This is a genomic window from Streptomyces sp. NPDC051738, assembly GCF_044453205.1.
GTDB lineage: Bacteria > Actinomycetota > Actinomycetes > Streptomycetales > Streptomycetaceae > Streptomyces.
In genome coordinates, this window is sequence record NZ_JBITCM010000006.1 from 38,346 (window position 1) to 58,036 (window position 19,691).

Sequence of the window (19,691 nt, forward strand, 5' to 3'; positions counted from 1 at the left end):
CAGCGTGACCCGACCGCGGTGCCGGGGAGGATCCGGTTCACCGCCTGAGTCCTGGAGAAGGCGAGGACTTGAGCATGGGATCCACTTCTGCCCAGAATCCCGAGAAAAACGGCTTCGGCGGCACCGGAGCGGGTGTCGGACGCCGCGATCTGATCAAGCGGTCCGCCGCGCTCGGCCTGATCTCCGTACCCACGATGAGCTTTCTGTCCGCGTGTGCCAGCGGCGGCGGAGGCGGCAACGGAGACAAGGCCAAGGAAGGCAAGAAGACCGAGAAGAACCCGCTCGGCGTCAATGACACCGCGCAGATGGAGTTCGTGCTGTTCGACGGCGGCTTCGGCAAGGAGTACGCCGAGGACGCCGTGAAGATCTACGAGAAGAACTTCCCCGGGGTGAGCGTGAAGTTCTCCGCCACCCAGAAGATCCAGTCCACGCTCCAGCCCCGCTTCAACCAGGGCACCCCGCCGGACCTCATCGACAACTCCGGCGCCGAGCAGATGGACATGGGCGTCCTGGCCGGCAAGGACCAGCTCACCGACCTCACACCGCTGCTGGACGCCCCGTCGTACGACGACCCGAACAAGAAGGTCCGCGACACCCTGCGCCCCGGCATCGTGGAGATGGGCCAGCTCGACGGCGACCCGGTCTGGATCATGTACTACGCCTACACGGTGTACGGCGTGTGGTACTCGCAGAAGGCCCTGGACTCGCTCGACGCCACGTACCCCGAGACGTGGGACGAGATGCTCGCCGTGTGCGCGAAGGCCAAGAAGAAGGGCATGGCGGGCTGGACGTACGCGGGCAAGTACCCGTACTACCTCCCCTTCTCGCTCTACCCGATGATCGGCAAGGTCGGCGGCGTGGAGGTCCTCGACGCCATCGACAACCTGGAGCCGAACGCCTGGAAGCACCCGGCGGTCAAGGCGTGCTTCGAGGCGTACTACGAGCTCTACAAGAAGGGCTACGTCCTCAAGGGCACCCCGGGTCTGGACCACATCCAGTCCCAGACCGCGTGGGCCGAGGGCAAGGCGCTGTTCATCCCGAACGGCTCCTGGGTGGAGAACGAGTCGGCGAAGGTCATCCCGGCCGACTTCGACCTCGCCGTCTCCGCGCCGACCGGTATCGACAGCTCCGACAAGCTGCCCTTCGGCACGATCTGGGCCTCCGGCGGTGAGCCGTTCATCGTCCCGGCCAAGGCGAAGAACACCGCCGGCGGCATGGAGCAGCTGCGCATCATGCTGAGCGAGGCGAGCTCCAAGAACTTCACCAGCAAGGTCAAGTCGCTGACCGCCTACAACGGCGGCACCGACGGCATCACCCTCACCCCGGGTCTCAAGTCCGGTGTGGCGGCGCTGGAGAAGGCCGGCCAGAACGTGGTGAATCCGCGGCTGCAGGACTGGTACGTGCAGCTGCAGAAGGAGAAGATCGGGGTGTCCGGTCTCGGCGAGATGATGGCCGGTCGCCTCACGCCGGCCGAGGCCATCAAGAAGATCCAGGCCTTCGCCGACGAGACCGCCAAGGACACGTCGATCAAGCACTACAAGCACCAGTAGGTCCCATGCGGATCCGTCACCAGCGGCTGCACCCGCGCGCAGATCGGGGTCGATAGCACATGCAGCACGGCAAGTACCGGTTCATCGTGGGGTTCCTCGCGGTGCCCCTGGGGCTGTACGCGCTTTTCGTCGTCTGGCCGTTCATCCAGTCCATCTATTACTCGTTCACGGACTGGACCGGACTGAGCCCCGAGTTCAAGATGGTCGGCTTCGACAACTACGAGAGGATGCTCGACGACGACATCTTCTGGAAGTCGTTGCAGCACAGCCTGTTCTTTGCGTTGTTGCTGCCTTTGGTGACGCTGAGTTTCGCGCTGTTCCTCGCCTTCATGATCAATGTGGGCGGACGGCGCAGAAAAGGCGGCCCGGCGATCACCGGGGTCCGCGGGTCCGGGTTCTACAAGATCGTCTATTTCTTCCCGCAGGTGCTGTCGATCGCCATTGTCGCGCTGCTGTTCGCCTTCGCGTACAACCCGGACAGCGGCGCGATCAACTCGATCCTGCGCGGGGTCGGCCTCGACAGCGTCCAGCCGCTCTGGCTGGGCGATCCGAACCTCGCCCTGTGGGCCGTGATGGCGGTGATCGTCTGGTCCACGGTCGGCTTCTTCGTGGTCCTGTTCTCGGCCGGCATGGCTTCTATTCCGGCCGATCTGTACGAGGCCGCGCTGCTCGACGGCGCCGGTCGCGCGAGCACCTTCTTCCGGATCACCCTGCCGCTGCTGTGGGACACCGTGCAGTCCGGCTGGGTCTACATGGGCATCCTCGCCCTCGGCGCCGAGTCCTTCGCGGTCGTACACATCATGACGACCGGGCCCGGCGGCCCCGACTACTCGACCACGGTCATGGTCCTGTACGTGTACCAGAAAGCGTTCCGTGACGGGCAGGCCGCCTATGCCACCACGATCGGTGTCGCCCTGCTCGTCGTCACGCTGGCCTTCGCCGCGGTCGTGATGCGGCTGGGGCGGCGCGAGCGGCTGGAGTTCTGACAGATGAAGACGACCGAGACCACCGCTCCCGTACCGGCCGAGTCCGGTATGACCGTCACCAAGACCGGGGCCCCGACCGATGTGCCGGCGAAGGAGAAGAAAGAGGGCACCCTCCTCAATGTCTTCTCGCACGGCGTTCTCGTCATCTGGGCGTTCATGGTCGTCATGCCGCTGCTGTGGGCGGTGATGACGTCCTTCAAGGACGACCGCTCCATCTTCAGCTCGCCCTGGTCGCTGCCGGACGAACTGCACTTCTCCAACTGGTCGCGGGCGTGGACCGAGGCCCACATGAGCGACTACTTCCTCAACACCATCCTGGTGGTGGGGGGTTCGCTGATCGGCACCCTGGTGCTCGGCTCGATGGCGGCCTATGTGCTCGCCCGTTTCGACTTCCCGGGCAACCGCTTCATCTACTTCCTGTTCATCGGCGGCATGAGCTTCCCGATCATGCTCGCGCTGGTCCCGCTGTTCTACGTCGTGAACAACATGGGCCTGCTGAACACGATCCACGGCCTGATCCTGGTCTACATCGCCTACTCGCTGCCGTTCACGGTGTTCTTCCTCACGGCGTTCTTCCGCACACTGCCCACATCGGTGGCCGAGGCGGCCTTCGTGGACGGTGCCTCGCACTCCCGTACGTTCTTCCAGATCATGCTGCCGATGGCCAAGCCGGGCCTGATCAGCGTCGGCATCTTCAACTTCCTCGGGCAGTGGAACCAGTACATGCTGCCCACGGTGCTCAACACCGATCCGGACAAGCGGGTCCTCACCCAGGGCCTGGTGCAACTGGCCGTCAGCCAGGGCTACAAGGGCGACTGGTCCGGCCTCTTCGCCGGGCTGGTGATGGCGATGCTGCCGGTGCTCGCGGCCTACATCGTCTTCCAGCGCCAGGTGGTCGCCGGGCTGACGGCGGGGGCGCTGAAATAGAGCGCGGAGCGATCAGCCGGAGGTAGCGCTCCGAAACCGTTCGTACGCATGCCGTTCCCGGTCCCGGGAACGGCGTGTACACGTATGTGCACGTACCCGGATCCGGTTCAACCTCTTGACGGGAGGCAACCCGAACGGCTCAGCTTAGAGTTCACTAGTTGGACACTGACGGGGCCTCATCGAAGCGGTCCCGCGCGCAGGAGGTCGTCGTGGAGACTCCGGGGTCGCAGTCGTCGCTGCACCGAGCCAACCTGGAGCGGGTCGTGCGGGCCGTCCGGCTGGCCGGATCGCTCACCCAGGCGGAGATCGCCAGGACCACGGGTCTGTCCGCGGCGACGGTCTCGAACATCGTCCGGGAGCTCAAGGACGGCGGAACGGTCGAGGTCACGCCCACGTCGGCGGGTGGCCGCCGGGCCCGCAGCGTCTCGCTGAGCGGGGACGCCGGCATCGTCATAGGGGTCGACTTCGGCCATACGCATTTGCGCGTCGCGGTCGGGAACCTCGCCCACCAGGTGCTGGCCGAGGAGTCCGAGCCACTGGACGTCGACGCCTCCTCGACGCAAGGGTTCGACCGGGCCGAAGAGCTGGTCAACCGGCTGATCGCGGCGACCGGCGTCGACCGCTCCAAGATCGCCGGGGTGGGCCTCGGCGTGCCCGGCCCGATCGACGTCGAGTCCGGCACCCTCGGCTCGACCGCCATCCTGCCCGGCTGGACCGGCACCAAGCCCGCCGAGGAACTGCGCGGCCGGCTCGGCGTACCCGTGCACGTGGACAACGACGCCAACCTGGGCGCCCTGGGCGAACTGGTCTGGGGCAGCGGGCGGGGCGTGCGGGACCTGGCGTACATCAAGGTCGCCAGCGGTGTCGGCGCCGGTCTGGTGATCAGCGGAAAGATCTACCGGGGGCCGGGCGGCACAGCGGGAGAAATCGGTCATATTACCCTTGATGAATCCGGCCCGGTCTGCCGTTGCGGAAACCGGGGCTGCCTGGAGACCTTCGCGGCGGCGCGCTATGTGCTCCCGCTCCTCCAGTCCAGTCACGGCACCGACCTCACCATGGAGGGCGTCGTGCGGCTGGCCAGGGACGGAGACCCGGGCTGCCGTCGGGTGATCGCCGACGTCGGCCGCCATATCGGCAGTGGAGTCGCCAATCTCTGCAATCTCCTGAACCCGAGCCGTGTGGTCCTGGGCGGTGATCTCGCCGAGGCCGGTGAGCTGGTGCTCGGGCCGATCCGGGAGTCCGTCGGCCGCTACGCCATTCCCAGTGCGGCGCGCCAACTGTCCGTTCTTCCCGGGGCACTTGGCGGCCGTGCGGAGGTGCTCGGAGCGCTCGCGCTCGCGCTCAGCGAGATGGGCGATTCAACCCTTTTGGACAGCACGCTGCATGCGGCCACGCCTGCCTTCACTTAGAGAACGGATGGCACCGTTGCCAACCCGTTAAGGATTTACTTCTTGACGTCGCACGTGTGGCCGAGTTGACTTCCAGCCACCTCGGCCGCAACGACGCGGCCTCGTCAGGGAGGTTTCTGAAGTGAACACGCGTATGCGTCGTGCCGCCGTAGCCGTTGCCGCAGGTGCGATGGCCGTCTCACTGGCTGCCTGTGGCAGCGCCGAGGAAGCGGGCGGCGACAACGACTCCACCGCTTCCGCCGCCAAGGGCGACAACATCAAGGTCGGCCTCCTGCTCCCGGAGAACCAGACCGCGCGTTACGAGAAGTTCGACCGGCCCCTGATCGAGGAGAAGATCAAGGAGCTGACGAACGGCAAGGCCACCGTCGACTACAACAACGCCAAGCAGGACGCCAACCTGCAGGCCCAGCAGGTCGACACCATGATCACCAACAAGGTGGACGTCCTCATCCTGGACGCCGTCGACGCCAAGGCGATCAAGAACTCCGTGCAGAAGGCCGTGGACCAGGGCATCAAGGTCGTCGCCTACGACCGCCTGGCCGAGGGCCCGATCAGCGCCTACACCTCGTTCGACAACGTGTCGGTCGGCAAGACCCAGGGCGAGGCCCTGCTGACGGCCCTGGGCGACAAGGCCAAGGACGGCCAGATCGTCATGATGAACGGCTCCGTCACCGACCCGAACGCCGCCCAGTTCAAGGAGGGCGCGCACGCCGCCCTCGACGGCAAGGTGAAGGTCGGCAAGGAGTACGACACCAAGGAGTGGAAGCCGGAGAACGCCAACGCCAACATGGAGGCGGCGATCTCGGCCCTCGGCAAGGACAAGATCGTCGGCGTCTACTCCGCCAACGACGGCATGGCGGGCGGCATCATCACCGCCCTGAAGGCGGCCGGCCTCAGCGACATCCCGGTCACCGGCCAGGACGCCGAACTCGCCGCGGTGCAGCGCATCATCACCGGCGAGCAGTACATGAGCGTCTACAAGCCGTACGCCCCCGAGGCCTCCGCCGCCGCCGAGATGGCCGTCGCGCTCGCCCAGGGCAAGTCGCTCGACTCCATCGCCAAGGACAAGGTCTCCAGCGGCAGCGCCAACGACGTTCCGTCGGTCCTCGTCCCGGTCACCTCGCTGACCAAGGACAACGTCAACGACACCGTCATCAAGGACGGCGTCTACACGGCCGCGGAGATCTGCACCGGCAAGTACAAGGCCGCGTGCACCGAGCTCAAGATCGGCTGAGTCAGGTCCCTTTCCAGGTGCGGGAATTCGTCCTTGAATTCCCGCACGGGGCATGACCGCTCCCAACTCCTCCGGCGCCTCGCGCATACGTCAGCCCCGCAAGCTCGGCGCGGGGCGCCGGACGGAACCCCCCCCAACTCTCTCTGTACAACCCTTCCGCCGGGTCAGGCGGCGAAGGAGATGGTTCACGTGTCCGCTACGCCCGTGCTGGCGTTGCGCGGGGTCTCCAAGCGTTTCGGTGCCGTTCAGGCGCTCACCGACGTAGAGCTTGAGGTCCACGCCGGTGAAGTGGTCGCCCTGGTGGGCGACAACGGAGCCGGAAAGTCCACGCTGGTCAAGACGATCGCCGGCGTGCACCCCATCGATGAGGGCGTCATCGAATGGGAAGGCAAGGCCGTTTCGATCAACCGGCCGCACGACGCCCAGAGCCTGGGCATCGCGACGGTCTACCAGGACCTCGCGCTGTGCGACAACATCGACGTCGTCGGCAACCTGTACCTGGGCCGTGAGGTCCGCAAATGGGGTGTCCTCGACGAGGTCGAGATGGAGCGCCGCTCGCTGGAGCTGCTCCAGACGCTGTCGATCCGCATCCCCAGCGTGCGTATCCCGATCGCCTCGCTCTCCGGCGGTCAGCGCCAGACCGTGGCCATCGCCCGTTCCATGCTCGGTGAGCCCAAGCTGGTCATCCTCGACGAGCCCACCGCCGCCCTCGGCGTCGAGCAGACCGCCCAGGTCCTCGACCTGGTCGAGCGACTGCGCGAGCGCGGGCACGCCGTGATCCTCATCAGCCACAACATGGCCGACGTCAAGGCCGTGGCGGACAAGGTCGCGGTGCTGCGCCTCGGCCAGAACAACGGCGTCTTCGAGGTCAAGACGACCTCGCAGGAGGAGATCATCTCCGCCATCACCGGCGCCACCGAGAACGCCGTGACCCGCCGTGCGGCGCGCACGAACGGGGAGGTTTCCAAGTGAGCATCGACAAGACCTCCACGACGACGCAGGACGAGCACGAGGTGCTGAACACCGAGGCCGCCGCGGCCGCGGTGACCGCGGTCGACCCGCGCCTCCTGGTCCAGGAGCAGGGCCTGGCCGGCTACCTCACCGAGTTCCGGCGCAAGATGAAGGCCGGTGAGCTGGGCTCCCTGCCGGTCATCCTCGGCCTGGTCGCCATCTGCGTGATCTTCCAGAGCCTGAACTCGGCCTTCCTGTCCGCGCAGAACATCAGCGACATCACCGTCACGATGGTCGGCACGGGCATGATCTCCGTCGGCATCGTCTTCGTGCTGCTGCTCGGCGAGATCGACCTGTCCGTCGGCTCGGTCAGCGGCGCGTCCAGCGCCCTCGCGGCCGTCCTCGCGGTGAACCAGGGCTGGCCCGAGTGGGCGGCCGTGCTCTTCGCCGTCGCGGCCGGTGCCCTCATCGGCGCGGCGCACGGGTTCTTCTTCGCGGTGCTGGGCGCTCCAGCGTTCGCCGTCACGCTGGCCGGTCTGCTGTTCTGGCTCGGCTTCATGCTCCAGACACTGGGCGAGAACGGCACGATCAACCTCGACAGCGACGGTCTGATCGGCAAGCTGACGACGTACTTCTTCACGGACGTGGCGGCCGCGTACGGCCTGGCGGCCGTGATGACCGCGGTGTTCTTCATCACCTCGTTCCTGAGCAACCGCCGCCGTGCGGCCGTCGGGATCCCGTCCCGCCCGCTGAGCGACACCATCCTGCGGACGGTGCTGCTGGGTGTCGTCTCCTTCGCCGCGGCGATCATGTACAACCAGTACAAGGGTCTGCCGCTGGCCACGGTGATCTTCCTGGTGTTCCTGGTCGGCACGGACTTCCTGCTGCGCCGTACCTCCTACGGCCGCAAGGTCTTCGCGCTCGGTGGCAGCGTCGAGGCGTCGCGTCGTGCCGGTATCAACGTCACGGCCGTGCGGATCTCGGTGTTCGCGATCTCCGGTGGGTTCGCCGCGATCGGCGGTCTGTTCCTGGCCTCGAAGATCGCGTCCGCCAACCAGAGCGCCGGCACCGGTGACCTGCTGATGAACGCGATCGCCGCGGCGGTCATCGGCGGTACGTCGCTCTTCGGCGGGCGTGGGCGTACGTGGAACGCGCTCCTCGGTGTGCTGGTCATCGTGTCGATCCAGTACGGGCTCCAGCTGGAGTCCATCGCCGAGCCGGTGAAGTACATGATCACCGCGGGCGTCCTGCTGACGACGGTCGTGATCGACTCGATCACCCGTAAGACCCAGAAGACGGCCGGACGCGCGTAAGACACCGCACCGACCCTGTGCCCGGCACCAACGGCGGTGCCGGGCACAGTCATGTCGTAGGAACGCCACAAGTTGGGTACAGCCGATCCCGTGACGTATGACGCACCGCCCGGGCGTCGGCCGCGAAGGCGGAACATTAGACTCGACAAGCCCGGCAACAGCTCGAACAGCTCTACTGCAAGGAGGCACGGGTGCCGCTGCTGACCCGCATCACGGGACCGCGCGATCTGGACCGGCTCAGCCCTGAGCAGCTGGACCAGCTGGCAGAGGAGATCCGGACCTTCCTCGTCGAGGCGGTTTCCAAGACCGGCGGCCACCTCGGCCCCAACCTCGGTGTGGTGGAGCTGACCATCGCCCTGCACCGGGTCTTCGACTCGCCCAAGGACAAGGTGCTCTGGGACACCGGCCACCAGTCCTACGTCCACAAGCTGCTCACCGGCCGCCAGGACTTCAGCAAGCTCAAGATGAAGGGCGGCCTGTCCGGCTACCCCTCGCAGGCCGAGTCCGAGCACGACGTCATCGAGAACAGCCACGCGTCCACCGTCCTCGGCTGGGCCGACGGGCTCGCCAAAGCCAACCAGCTGCGCAAACGCGACGACCATGTCGTGGCCGTCATCGGTGACGGCGCGCTGACCGGCGGTATGGCCTGGGAGGCGCTCAACAACATCGCCGAGGCCAAGGACCGCCCGCTCGTCATCGTCGTCAACGACAACGAGCGGTCGTACGCGCCCACCATCGGCGGCCTCGCCAACCACCTCGCGACGCTGCGCACGACCGACGGCTACGAGCGCTTCCTCACCCGCACCAAGGAGATCCTCGACCGCACCCCGGTCGTCGGAAAGCCCCTCTACGAGACCCTCCACGGCGCCAAGAAGGGCCTCAAGGACTTCATCGCACCGCAGGGCATGTTCGAGGACCTCGGCCTGAAGTACGTCGGGCCGATCGACGGGCACGACATCGAGGCGCTGGAGTCGGCGCTCGCCCGTGCCAAGCGCTTCGGCGGGCCCGTCATCGTGCACTGCCTCACCGAGAAGGGCCGCGGCTACCAGCCCGCCCTCCAGGACGAGGCCGACCGCTTCCACGGCATCGGCCCCATCCACCCCGACACCGGCCTGCCGATCAAGGCCTCGGGTGCCGACTGGACCTCCGTCTTCGGCGACGAGATGGTCAAGCTCGGCAAGGAGCGCGAGGACATCGTGGCGATCACCGCGGCGATGCTGCAGCCGGTCGGCCTGAAGAAGTTCGCGGACACCTTCCCGGACCGGATCTACGACGTCGGCATCGCCGAGCAGCACGGCGCCGTGTCCGCCGCGGGCCTCGCGACGGGCGGCGTGCATCCCGTCTTCGCCGTCTACGCCACCTTCCTCAACCGCGCCTTCGACCAGGTCCTCATGGACGTGGCGCTGCACAAGTGCGGCGTCACCTTCGTGCTCGACCGGGCCGGCGTCACCGGCACCGACGGCGCCTCCCACAACGGCATGTGGGACATGTCGATCCTCCAGGTCGTCCCCGGGCTGCGGCTGGCCGCCCCGCGCGACGCCGACCAGGTGCGGGCGCAGCTGCGCGAGGCCGTCGAGGTCAAGGACGCCCCGACCGTCGTCCGCTTCTCCAAGGGCGCCGTCGGCCCCGCCGTGCCCGCCGTGGGCCGCGTCGGCGGCATGGACGTCCTGCGCGAGCCGGGGACGGACACGCCCGACGTGCTCCTCGTCTCCGTGGGCGCGCTCGCCCCGATGTGCCTGGAGATCGCCTCGCTCCTCGACAAGCAGGGCATCACCACCACCGTCGTCGACCCGCGCTGGGTCAAGCCGGTGGACGAGGCCATGGCCCCGCTGGCCGAGCGTCACCGCGTGGTCGTCACCGTCGAGGACAACAGCCGCGTCGGCGGTGTCGGCTCGGCCGTCGCACAGGCCCTGCGCGACGCGGGCGTCGACGTCCCGCTGCGTGACTTCGGCATCCCGCCGCGCTTCCTCGACCACGCCTCCCGCGCCGAGGTGATGGCCGAGATCGGCCTGACCGCCCCCGACATCGCCCGCCAGGTCACCGGACTGGTCTCCAAGCTGGACGGCCGGTTCGACCGTACGGCCGCTGAGGTGGACTCGGTGGAGCCCGCCCGCGACTGACCCCGCGACCCGTAGCGCCGGACGGGCCGGTTTCACTACCGCGAAGGGTGGTGAAACCGGCCCATCTGTGTGAATCCACCCGCGTCGGGGCATGCGTACCACGCCCCCTCTCGATCATGTCGAGGACGACAAGCGTGGGAGGTAATGACCGTGACCAACACAATCTTCCGGACGAAGAGAGTCGAGCAGTCCATCCTCGATACCGAGGAGCCGGAGCACGCGCTCAAGAAGTCCTTGTCCGCGCTCGATCTGACCGTCTTCGGCGTCGGTGTCATCATCGGCACCGGCATTTTCGTGCTCACCGGCACTGTGGCGAAGAACAACGCCGGGCCCGCGGTGGCCCTGGCGTTCGTCACGGCCGGCGTCGCCTGTGCGCTGGCCGCCCTCTGTTACGCCGAGTTCGCGTCCACGGTCCCGGTCGCCGGGTCCGCCTACACGTTCTCGTACGCCTCCCTCGGCGAACTGCCCGCCTGGATCATCGGCTGGGACCTGGTCCTGGAGTTCGCACTCGGGACGGCGGTGGTGGCCGTTGGCTGGTCGGGCTACGTCCAGTCGCTCATGGACAACGCGGGCTGGGAGATGCCCGCGGCCCTGGGCAGCAGAGAGGGGGCCGACGCCTTCGGCTTCGACATCCTCGCCTCCGCGCTCGTCCTCGTCCTCACCTTCATCCTCGTACTCGGTATGAAGCTGTCCGCGCGGATCACGTCGCTCGTCGTCGCCATCAAGGTGACCGTCGTCCTCGTCGTGATCATCGCGGGCGCGTTCTTCATCAACGGCGACAACTACGACCCGTTCGTCCCGAAGGCGCAGCCCGTGGAAGCGGGCAGCAGCCTCGATTCCCCACTGATCCAGCTGATGTTCGGCTGGGCTCCGTCCAACTTCGGCGTCATGGGCATCTTCACGGCCGCCTCGGTCGTGTTCTTCGCCTTCATCGGCTTCGACGTCGTGGCCACGGCCGCCGAGGAGACCAGGAACCCGCAGCGCGACATGCCGCGCGGCATCCTCGGCTCCCTCCTCATCTGCACCACGCTGTACGTCGCCGTGTCGATCGTCGTCACGGGCATGCAGCACTACAGCGAGCTGTCCGTCGACGCCCCGCTCGCCGATGCCTTCAAGGCCACCGGGCACCCCTGGTACGCGGGCTTCATCAGCTTCGGCGCGGCGGTCGGCCTGACGACGGTCTGCATGATCCTTCTCCTCGGCCAGACCCGTGTCTTCTTCGCGATGAGCCGCGACGGACTGCTGCCGCGCTTCTTCTCCCGCGTCCACCCGCGGTTCAAGACCCCGCACCGGCCGACGATCCTGCTCGGCGTGATCATCGCGATCCTGGCCGGCTTCACCCCGCTGACCGAACTCGCCGCCCTGGTGAACATCGGCACCCTGTTCGCCTTCGTGGTCGTGGCCATCGGCGTGATCGTCCTGCGCAAGACCCGTCCCGACCTGCACCGGTCCTTCCGTACCCCGTGGGTGCCGGTCCTGCCGATCCTGTCGGTGCTCGCCTCGCTGTGGCTGATGATCAACCTGCCCGCCGAGACGTGGGTGCGGTTCGCCATCTGGATGGCTGCCGGGTTCGTCGTGTACTTCCTGTACAGCCGCAGCCACAGCCGCCTCGCGCGGCACGAGGAGACGACCGTCGGCGATGTCATGAAGCCGCCGGGCGGAGACACCCAGTAGAGGACAGCCAGGAGAAGACACTCAGCAGAGGACAGTCAGTAGGAAACACTGCGTAATCGAAGCAAGCGGTTGACGGGCGGTCAACCCTCCACCCTCCGGCCCCGTATGTCCCGCTTCGGTGGGGACTGCGGGGCCGGATAGCGTTCACCCCATGCTCGCCGGGCTCCTCGCACCGCCACGCTCCGTGTCCGCCCCGCGTGCGGAACGCGGCTACTGGAGACGGCTGCTGCCCGCCCTGGCCCTGCTGGCCTGCATCACCCGGGTGCCGTCCTTCACCCGGCCGCTGTGGAACCCCGACGAGGGCTATCTCGCCGTACAGGCACGGATGCTGGCGCAGGGCGGAGAACTGTACGAGACGGTCGTCGACCGCAAGCCGCCGCTGGTGCCGTGGCTGTACGAGGCCGCGTTCGCGGTGGCCGGGTCCGGATCGCTCACGTCGGTGCGGGTCCTGGCGGTCGGGGCCCAGCTGCTGACCGCGGTGCTGCTGGCCTCGCTGGCGCGCCGCCGCTGGGGCGACAGGGCGGGCTGGACGGCCGGGGTGCTGTATCTGCTGGTGTCGGTCGGGCTCAACCCCGAGGACGCCCAGGCCGCGACCTTCGAGGTGTTCATGCTGCCCGGCACGGCGGCGGCGATGTGGTGCGCCGACCGGCGCCGGTGGAGCGCGGCCGGCCTGGCGGTCGCGGGCGCGTTGCTCGCCAAGCAGACCGGCGGGGCGGTGCTGGTGCCGGTGGTGTGGCTGTGCGTGTCGGCGGGGGAGGCGCGGGCCGGGGGACTGGCGCGGCTGGGCGTCGGGCTCGTCGTGCCGGTGCTGGGCGTGGCCGCGCTGACCGACCCCGCGGGGCTGCTGTTCTGGACGGTCACGGGATCGGGGGCGTACGCCTCCTTCGCCGGGTCCGAGCTCCACGTCCTGGCGCGGGGCCTGACGAACACGGCGATCCTGGCGGTGGCCTGCGCGGGACTGATCCCACCGGTGCTACGGGTCCTGCGGGCGACCCGCACCGGGACGGCGGACCTGTGGCTCTGGTCGGCCGCGTCGGCCGGGGCGGTCGTGCTCGGCTTCCACTTCTTCGGCCACTACTACCTCCAACTCCTCCCGCCCCTGGCCCTGTTGGCGACGGCCGCCCTCCAGGCCCTCCCGCGCGAGCGCCTGACCCACGCCCTCCTGACCTCGGCCTGCTGCTGCGCCCTCTTCCTGACCTGGGGACTGCTCGCGCCCCGGTCCGACCTCGACCACGCGAGGCGGCTCGCGGACGAGGTGGCGGCCCGGACGGAGCCACGGGACCGGGTCCTGGTGTGGGGCATACACCCCGAGACTTACTGGCTGGCCGAGCGCAGGCCCGCGAGCCGGTACCTCACGGCCGGGCTCCTCACCAACTACAGCGGGGGGCGGGACACACCGCAGGTCGGCGAACGGTACGCGGTCGACGGGGCCTGGGCGGTCTTCCGGGAGGAGCTGGCCGAGCGGGCGCCGGCCCTGGTCGTCGACGACTCGCGGGGCAAGCCGTACGGGCCGGAGCGGGTGCCGGGTCTGCGGCGGTTCCTGGCGGCGGGGTACGAGGAGGTGGGGGTGGTGGAGGGGGCGGTGCTGTACGCGCGGAGCCGGTCCTAGCGAGCCGTACCGAGTCGGTCGTACGGCGGCTACGGCCGCACCGTGCGCGGCCCCGCCACCTCCGCCCCCAACTCCGTCACCCTCCGCCGCAGTTCCCGATCCGCGGTCACCACCAGGCAGGGCCGTCCACCGGCCCGGGCGACGAGTTCGACCATGTGGTCGTCCCCGCTCCCGGCGGCAGCCTCCACCCGCACCCCCGGCACCGGCTCCACCCCCCGAGCCGCCCCCTCCACCACGAGCACGATCTCCACGGGCCCCGCCTTCCCGGGCACCCCGTCCACCGCCAGCCGGTCCCGCAACCGCTCCGCGGCCCCCCGCCGGTCCCGCCACCACCCGTCGGGCACCGACCCGACGACGTTCGCGGCGTCGACGATCACGAGCAGGGGGACGTCATCGTTCATGGGGCAAGGGTCGCACGGCATCCCCCTCGCCCTACTGCCCCTCGAAGCTCGCGAAGTACGCCGCAGCCATGTCCTCCTCGCCGTGCCCGAGCGCGGCCGCCCGCTCGAAGCGCTCCGCGCTCGCCTCGGCGACGTCCAGGCGTACGCCGTGCCGTTCGCCCGCCTCCACGATGAGCCGTGCGTCCTTCGCGGCCGTGGTCACGGCGAACTGGGCCGGGGACAGACCGCCGTTCAGCACCAGGCCGGTCTTGGCGCGCAGGTAGCCCATGTCGAGCGGGCCGCCGTCGATCACCTCGAAGAAGCGCTGGGGGTCGACGTCGAGGGCCTTGGCGAGGGCCAGCACCTCACCGGCCGCGTTGGTGACCGCGAGCACCCAGCTGTTGGCGACCAGCTTGAGCCGGGTCGCGGTGCCCGCCCCGCCGTCCTCGCCGGTCCACACCGTACGGGCCCCGACGGCGTCGAACACCGGCGTCACCGTCTCCCGCCCGGCGACCGGCCCGGCCGCCAGGACGGTGAGCTGACCGGCCTCAGCGGGCTGGCGGGTGCCGAGCACCGGGGCGTCGTAGAAGACGAGGTCGTGCTCGTGGGCGAAGGCGGCGAGGTCGGCGATCGCCTCGACACCGGCGGTCGTCGACTGGACCCACGCGGCACCGGAGCGCAGCGCGGGCGCGGCCTCGCGCATGACGTCCAGCGCGGCGGGGCCGTCGTACAGCATGGTCAGGACGGCGTCGGCGCCCTGGACCGCCTCGGCGGGCGTGTCGGCGACGAACGCGCCGTCGGCGGCCAGCGGCTCGGCCTTGGCGCGGGTGCGGTTCCAGGCGCGGACGGTGTGCCCGGCCCGGGCCAGGTTGCGGGCCATCGCGGCGCCCATGATGCCGGTGCCCAGGACGCTCACGGTGAGCTTGTCGGTCATGACGTCGACTTCCTGTTCTCGTACGGACGTTGCTGCTGTGATCCAGCTTGCCCGGGGTCGCGCCGCCGAGCCGCCCGGACCCCGAATAGAGTGAACAGGTGAACGGCGACTGGCTCATCCGCGGCCGCGACGGCCGCCTCAGCGTCTATCTGCCGACCGACGACGCCGTCCTGTGCCGGGCGGAACTCGGATCCGGCGGCCCCTGGGAACCCCCGCGCAAGGTCGGCGGCGACCAGAAGCTGCGCCCCGGCCCCGCGGTGGGCCAGGGCGCCGACGCCTACGCCCATCTGGCCACCTGGCGCCCCACCAAGCCGGGTGAGGCGGGCCTGGTCCACTCCACGCACTTCCGCCCGCGCCTGGCCGCCCTGGACTGGATCTCCATCGGCCACCCGGACAGCAGCGGCGACCGCACCGGCACACCGGCCGTCACGGTCGACGCGCAGGGGCGGTCCCATGTCTTCGTCCGCAACAAGGCGGGCGGAGTGAGCATGCGCGGCCAGAAGGAGGTGGGCGGCTGGGGCCCGTGGCGCGACCTCAAGGGGCGCGAGGTCGCCGACCGACTGGCCGCGGTGACGGGGGAGTCGGGGCTGGTCGAGCTGTACGCCGCCGTTCCCGGCGCCCTCCTGCACTGGAGGCAGGAGAAACCGGGCAGCGTCCCGGTCCTGGAGGAGGCGATGGAGACCCCGGTCCGTCCGGGCACCCTGCACGCCCTGGCCACCTCCGCGGAGCACACCACCCTCTTCTACGCAGACGACTCAGGAGACCTGTGCGCCTGGCGCCCCGGCACCAAGCCGGCCACCTTGCTGGCCTCGGCCGGCCCCGGCCCGGTCTCCGCGATCCGCTGTGAGCTCGACGGCCACGACTGCACCTTGCTCGCCCAGCGCTCGTCGAGCGGCCGGGTCGCCTTCGCCGCGTATCCGACGGAGCAGGAGTCGGCGGGCGCGTGGTGGACCGAGTCGGGGCCGCAGCTTCCGGCGGACGCGGCGGTGGCGCTGGCCCTGGACGAGGACGGGCGGGTGGTGGCGGCCACGGCGTCCCCGTCGACGGGACAGCTGCTGATCACCCGGCGCAAGGACGAGCCGGGGTTGGCCTTGGAGGCTTGGCGGGAGGTCTGACTCCCCGGTGGCCTGACTCCCCGGAGATCTGGCTCCCCGGAAGTCACACGAAAGGGCCCCTGCCGGAGGGCGAATTCCAGGGGCCCTTACTGACGTACGAGTCGTGTTACGCCGGAACCGACGCCAGACCCGGCGCCAGGAACTTCTTGCCGTTCACGCGCTCGGAGACACCTTCGCGGTCCAGGTACGGCGTGATGCCGCCCAGGTGGAAGGGCCAGCCGGCGCCCGTGATCAGGCAGAGGTCGATGTCCTGGGCCTCGGCGACGACGCCCTCGTCGAGCATGAGCCCGATCTCCTGCGCCACGGCGTCCAGGACGCGGTCGCGGACCTGCTCCTCGGTCAGGACGGAGTCGCCCTGCTTCAGGAGCGCGGCGACCTCCGGGTCCAGCTCCGGCTTCCCGCTGTCGTACACGTAGAAGCCGCGCTTGCCCGCCTTGACGACGGCCGCGAGGTTCGGGGAGACCGTGAAGCGCTCCGGGAAGGCCCGGTTGAGGGTCTCCGAGACGTGCAGACCGATCGCGGGACCGACCAGCTCCAGCAGGACCAGCGGCGACATCGGCAGACCCAGCGGCTCGACCGCCTTCTCCGCGACCTCGACCGACGTGCCCTCGTCGATGACGTTCTGGATCTCGCCCATGAAGCGGGTGAGGATGCGGTTCACGACGAACGCCGGGGCGTCCTTGGTGAGGACCGCGGTCTTCTTCAGCTTCTTGGCGACGGCGAAGGCCGTGGCCAGCGAGGCGTCGTCCGTCTGCTCACCGCGGACGATCTCCAGCAGCGGCAGGACCGCGACCGGGTTGAAGAAGTGGAAGCCCACGACCCGCTCGGGGTTCTTGAGCTTCGACGCCATCTCCGAGACGGAGAGGGAGGAGGTGTTCGTCGCGAAGATCGCGTGCGCCGGGGCAACCGCCTCGACCTCGGCGAACACCTGCTGCTTGACGCCGATCTCCTCGAAGACCGCCTCGATGACGAAGTCGGCGTCCGCGAAGCCCTCGGCCTTGTCCAGGACACCGCTCACCAGCGCCTTGAGGCGGTTGGCCTTGTCCTGGTTGATACGGCCCTTGCCGAGCAGCTTCTCGATCTCGGCGTGGACGTAGCCCACACCCTTGTCGACGCGCTCCTGGTCGATGTCCGTGAGGACGACCGGGACCTCCAGGCGGCGCAGGAAGAGCAGCGCCAGCTGGGAGGCCATCAGGCCCGCGCCGACGACGCCGACCTTGGTGACCGGGCGGGCCAGGTTCTTGTCCGGCGCACCGGCGGGGCGCTTGCCGCGCTTCTGCACCAGGTTGAAGGCGTAGATGCCGGCGCGCAGTTCGCCACCCATGATCAGGTCGGCGAGGGCCTTGTCCTCGGCGTCGTAGCCCTGCTGGAGGTCGCCGTTCTTGGCGGCGGCGATGATGTCGAGGGCGCGGTAGGCGGCCGGAGCGGCGCCGTGCACCTTGCTGTCCGCGATGAAGCGGCCCTTGGCGACGGCCTGGTCCCAGGCCTCACCGCGGTCGATCACCGGACGCTCGACCTCGATGTCGCCATTGAGGACGTTCGCCGTCCAGATCAGCGACTGCTCCAGGAAGTCCGCGCCCTCGAAGATGGCGTCGGCGATCCCGAGGTCGAAGACCTGCTGGCCCTTGAGCTGCTTGTTCTGGTTGAGGCTGTTCTCGATGATCACCGAGACGGCCTTGTCGGCGCCGATCAGGTTCGGCAGGATCGTGCAGCCGCCCCAGCCGGGAACCAGGCCGAGGAAGACCTCGGGGAGCGAGAACGCCGGGAGCGCCTTCGAGACGGTCCGGTACTTGCAGTGCAGACCGACCTCGACGCCACCGCCCATCGCGGCACCGTTGTAGTACGCGAAGGTCGGCACGGCGATGCCCGCGAGGCGCTTGAAGACCTCGTGGCCGCCCTTGCCGATGGCCAGCGCGTCCTTGTGCTCCTTCAGCAGCTCGACGCCCTTGAGATCGGCGCCGACCGCGAAGATGAACGGCTTGCCGGTGATGCCGACACCGACGATGTCGCCGGCCGCGGCCTCCGCCTCGACCTGGTCGATGGCGGTGTCGAGGTTCGCCAGCGACTGCGGACCGAAGGTGGTCGGCTTGGTGTGGTCGAAGCCGTTGTCCAGCGTGATGAGCGCGAAGCGCCCGGCGCCGAACGGCAGGTCGAGGTGGCGTACGTGCGCGGACGTCACGACCTCGTCGGGGAACAGCTCGGCCGCTCCCTTGAGAAGCTCAGCGGTGCTCACTTGTCGCCTCCGGCGTCCTTGTGGTGCGGGTTCTCCCAGATCACCGTGGCGCCCATGCCGAAGCCGACGCACATGGTGGTGAGGCCGTAGCGGACCTCCGGCTGCTCCTCGAACTGGCGGGCCAGCTGCGTCATGAGGCGGACGCCGGAGGAGGCGAGCGGGTGGCCGTACGCGATGGCGCCGCCGTACTGGTTGACGCGGGCGTCGTCGTCGGCGATGCCGTAGTGCTCCAGGAAGGCGAGGACCTGGACCGCGAAGGCCTCGTTGATCTCGAAGAGGTTGATGTCCTCGATGGACAGGCCCGCCTTGGCGAGCGCCTTCTCGGTGGCCGGGATCGGGCCGTAGCCCATGACCTCCGGCTCGACGCCCGCGAAGGCGTAGGAGACGAGGCGCATCTTGACCGGCAGGTTGTTCTCGCGGGCGAAGTCCTCGCTCGCGATGATCGACGCGGTGGCGCCGTCGTTCAGACCGGCCGCGTTACCGGCGGTGACCCGGCCGTGGACGCGGAACGGGGTCTTCAGGCCGGTCAGGTTCTCCAGCGTGGTGCCCGGGCGCATCGGCTCGTCGGCGGTGACCAGGCCCCAGCCCGTCTCACCGGCCTCGGCGTTCGTGCGGCGCACCGAGATCGGCACCAGGTCCTGCTGGATCTTGCCGTTGGCGTACGCCTTGGCGGCCTTCTCCTGCGAGCGCACCGCGTACTCGTCGGCGCGCTGCTTGGTGATCGTCGGGTAGCGGTCGTGCAGGTTCTCGGCGGTCATGCCCATGAACAGCGCCGACTCGTCGACCAGCTTCTCGCTGACGAAGCGCGGGTTCGGGTCCACGCCCTCGCCCATCGGGTGGCGGCCCATGTGCTCGACACCACCGGCGATGACGGCGTCGTAGGCACCGAAGGCGATCGAACCGGCGACGGACGTCACGGCGGTCAGGGCGCCGGCGCACATGCGGTCGATGGAGTAGCCGGGGACCGACTGCGGGAGACCGGCGAGGATGCCGGCCGTGCGGCCGAGGGTCAGGCCCTGGTCGCCGATCTGCGTGGTCGCGGCGATGGCGACCTCGTCGATCTGCTTCGGGTCGAGACCGGGGTTGCGGCGCAGCAGCTCCCGGATCGCCTTCACGACGAGGTCGTCGGCCCGGGTCTCGTGGTAGATGCCCTTCGGGCCCGCCTTGCCGAACGGGGTGCGGACGCCGTCTACGAAGACGACATCCCTGACGGTACGAGGCACGATGGCTCTCCTCCAGGGTGCGGGATGGCACTA

Annotated in this window: 15 protein-coding genes; 11 read left to right on the forward strand and 4 right to left on the reverse strand. The window is 69.1% G+C overall.

All coding sequences use genetic code 11. From position 1 onward, the window contains the following. The first annotated feature begins 74 nt into the window (after positions 1–74). The 10 genes from ngcE (at position 75) to ACIA8X_RS15830 (ending at position 13,773) form a co-directional block, all read left to right on the forward strand. Positions 75–1,550 carry an N-acetylglucosamine/diacetylchitobiose ABC transporter substrate-binding protein gene (ngcE, locus tag ACIA8X_RS15785; protein WP_393447409.1) on the forward strand — a complete coding sequence of 492 codons (1,476 nt, stop codon included), beginning with the start codon at positions 75–77 and terminating at the stop codon, positions 1,548–1,550. Positions 1,551–1,609: 59 nt separating this feature from the next. Next, positions 1,610–2,536, forward strand: coding sequence for a carbohydrate ABC transporter permease (locus tag ACIA8X_RS15790; RefSeq protein WP_393447411.1), 927 nt, complete (start codon positions 1,610–1,612; stop codon positions 2,534–2,536). Between the two features lie 3 nt (positions 2,537–2,539). Then, entirely contained in the window at positions 2,540–3,463 is a 924-nt protein-coding gene (locus ACIA8X_RS15795) for a carbohydrate ABC transporter permease (protein WP_393447413.1), read from the forward strand. A 209-nt stretch (positions 3,464–3,672) separates the two neighbouring features. Continuing rightward, positions 3,673–4,872, forward strand: coding sequence for an ROK family transcriptional regulator (locus tag ACIA8X_RS15800; protein WP_003997070.1), 1,200 nt, complete (start codon positions 3,673–3,675; stop codon positions 4,870–4,872). A gap of 133 nt (positions 4,873–5,005) precedes the next feature. Further along, positions 5,006–6,106, forward strand: a complete 1,101-nt coding sequence (locus tag ACIA8X_RS15805; RefSeq protein ID WP_393448059.1) for a sugar ABC transporter substrate-binding protein — start codon at positions 5,006–5,008, stop codon at positions 6,104–6,106. 180 nt (positions 6,107–6,286) lie between these two features. Continuing rightward, positions 6,287–7,078 carry an ATP-binding cassette domain-containing protein gene (locus ACIA8X_RS15810; RefSeq protein WP_393447416.1) on the forward strand — a complete coding sequence of 264 codons (792 nt, stop codon included), beginning with the start codon at positions 6,287–6,289 and terminating at the stop codon, positions 7,076–7,078. After that, on the forward strand, positions 7,075–8,370 hold the full coding sequence (locus ACIA8X_RS15815) for a sugar ABC transporter permease (protein WP_393447418.1): 1,296 nt from the start codon (positions 7,075–7,077) through the stop codon (positions 8,368–8,370). The genes ACIA8X_RS15810 and ACIA8X_RS15815 overlap by 4 nt, the downstream gene beginning before the upstream one ends. Positions 8,371–8,561: 191 nt before the next feature. After that, positions 8,562–10,490, forward strand: coding sequence for a 1-deoxy-D-xylulose-5-phosphate synthase (gene dxs / locus ACIA8X_RS15820; RefSeq protein WP_393447420.1), 1,929 nt, complete (start codon positions 8,562–8,564; stop codon positions 10,488–10,490). Between the two features lie 150 nt (positions 10,491–10,640). Next, complete coding sequence (locus tag ACIA8X_RS15825) at positions 10,641–12,164, forward strand: amino acid permease (RefSeq protein ID WP_393447422.1); 1,524 nt, start codon at positions 10,641–10,643, stop codon at positions 12,162–12,164. 151 nt (positions 12,165–12,315) lie between these two features. Continuing rightward, a complete protein-coding gene (locus ACIA8X_RS15830) occupies positions 12,316–13,773 on the forward strand; it encodes an ArnT family glycosyltransferase (RefSeq protein WP_393447424.1) in 1,458 nt (485 codons plus the stop codon). A 29-nt stretch (positions 13,774–13,802) separates the two neighbouring features. Here ACIA8X_RS15830 and ACIA8X_RS15835 read toward each other — a convergent pair whose 3' ends face one another. Together ACIA8X_RS15835 and ACIA8X_RS15840 are read right to left on the reverse strand one after the other, a co-directional pair. Next, positions 13,803–14,174, reverse strand: a complete 372-nt coding sequence (locus tag ACIA8X_RS15835; RefSeq protein ID WP_393447426.1) for an NTP pyrophosphohydrolase — start codon at positions 14,172–14,174, stop codon at positions 13,803–13,805. Positions 14,175–14,205: 31 nt separating this feature from the next. Further along, on the reverse strand, positions 14,206–15,087 hold the full coding sequence (locus ACIA8X_RS15840) for an NAD(P)-dependent oxidoreductase (protein WP_393447428.1): 882 nt from the start codon (positions 15,085–15,087) through the stop codon (positions 14,206–14,208). A gap of 98 nt (positions 15,088–15,185) precedes the next feature. On the opposite strand from ACIA8X_RS15840, the gene ACIA8X_RS15845 reads away from it, so the two are divergent. Next, a complete protein-coding gene (locus ACIA8X_RS15845) occupies positions 15,186–16,202 on the forward strand; it encodes a hypothetical protein (protein WP_393447430.1) in 1,017 nt (338 codons plus the stop codon). Positions 16,203–16,308: 106 nt separating this feature from the next. Here the strand turns inward: ACIA8X_RS15845 and ACIA8X_RS15850 are convergent, their stop codons facing one another. Together ACIA8X_RS15850 and ACIA8X_RS15855 are read right to left on the reverse strand one after the other, a co-directional pair. Further along, the gene (locus tag ACIA8X_RS15850) at positions 16,309–18,435 is read right to left on the reverse strand and encodes a 3-hydroxyacyl-CoA dehydrogenase NAD-binding domain-containing protein (protein ID WP_399458469.1); all 2,127 of its coding nucleotides are present in this window, start codon (positions 18,433–18,435) and stop codon (positions 16,309–16,311) included. Next, positions 18,432–19,658, reverse strand: coding sequence for a thiolase family protein (locus tag ACIA8X_RS15855; protein ID WP_399458470.1), 1,227 nt, complete (start codon positions 19,656–19,658; stop codon positions 18,432–18,434). The genes ACIA8X_RS15850 and ACIA8X_RS15855 overlap by 4 nt, the downstream gene beginning before the upstream one ends. Between the last annotated feature and the right edge of the window lie 33 nt (positions 19,659–19,691).

Bases quoted from the DNA above. Each gene is read 5' to 3' on its own strand.
- ngcE (WP_393447409.1), top strand. From the start codon at position 75: ATGGGATCCACTTCTGCCCAGAATCCCGAGAAAAACGGCTTCGGCGGC.
- ACIA8X_RS15790 (WP_393447411.1), top strand. From the start codon at position 1,610: ATGCAGCACGGCAAGTACCGGTTCATCGTGGGGTTCCTCGCGGTGCCC.
- ACIA8X_RS15795 (WP_393447413.1), top strand. From the start codon at position 2,540: ATGAAGACGACCGAGACCACCGCTCCCGTACCGGCCGAGTCCGGTATG.
- ACIA8X_RS15805 (WP_393448059.1), top strand. From the start codon at position 5,006: ATGCGTCGTGCCGCCGTAGCCGTTGCCGCAGGTGCGATGGCCGTCTCA.
- ACIA8X_RS15810 (WP_393447416.1), top strand. From the start codon at position 6,287: ATGGTTCACGTGTCCGCTACGCCCGTGCTGGCGTTGCGCGGGGTCTCC.
- ACIA8X_RS15830 (WP_393447424.1), top strand. From the start codon at position 12,316: ATGCTCGCCGGGCTCCTCGCACCGCCACGCTCCGTGTCCGCCCCGCGT.
- ACIA8X_RS15835 (WP_393447426.1), bottom strand. From the start codon at position 14,174: ATGAACGATGACGTCCCCCTGCTCGTGATCGTCGACGCCGCGAACGTC.
- ACIA8X_RS15840 (WP_393447428.1), bottom strand. From the start codon at position 15,087: ATGACCGACAAGCTCACCGTGAGCGTCCTGGGCACCGGCATCATGGGC.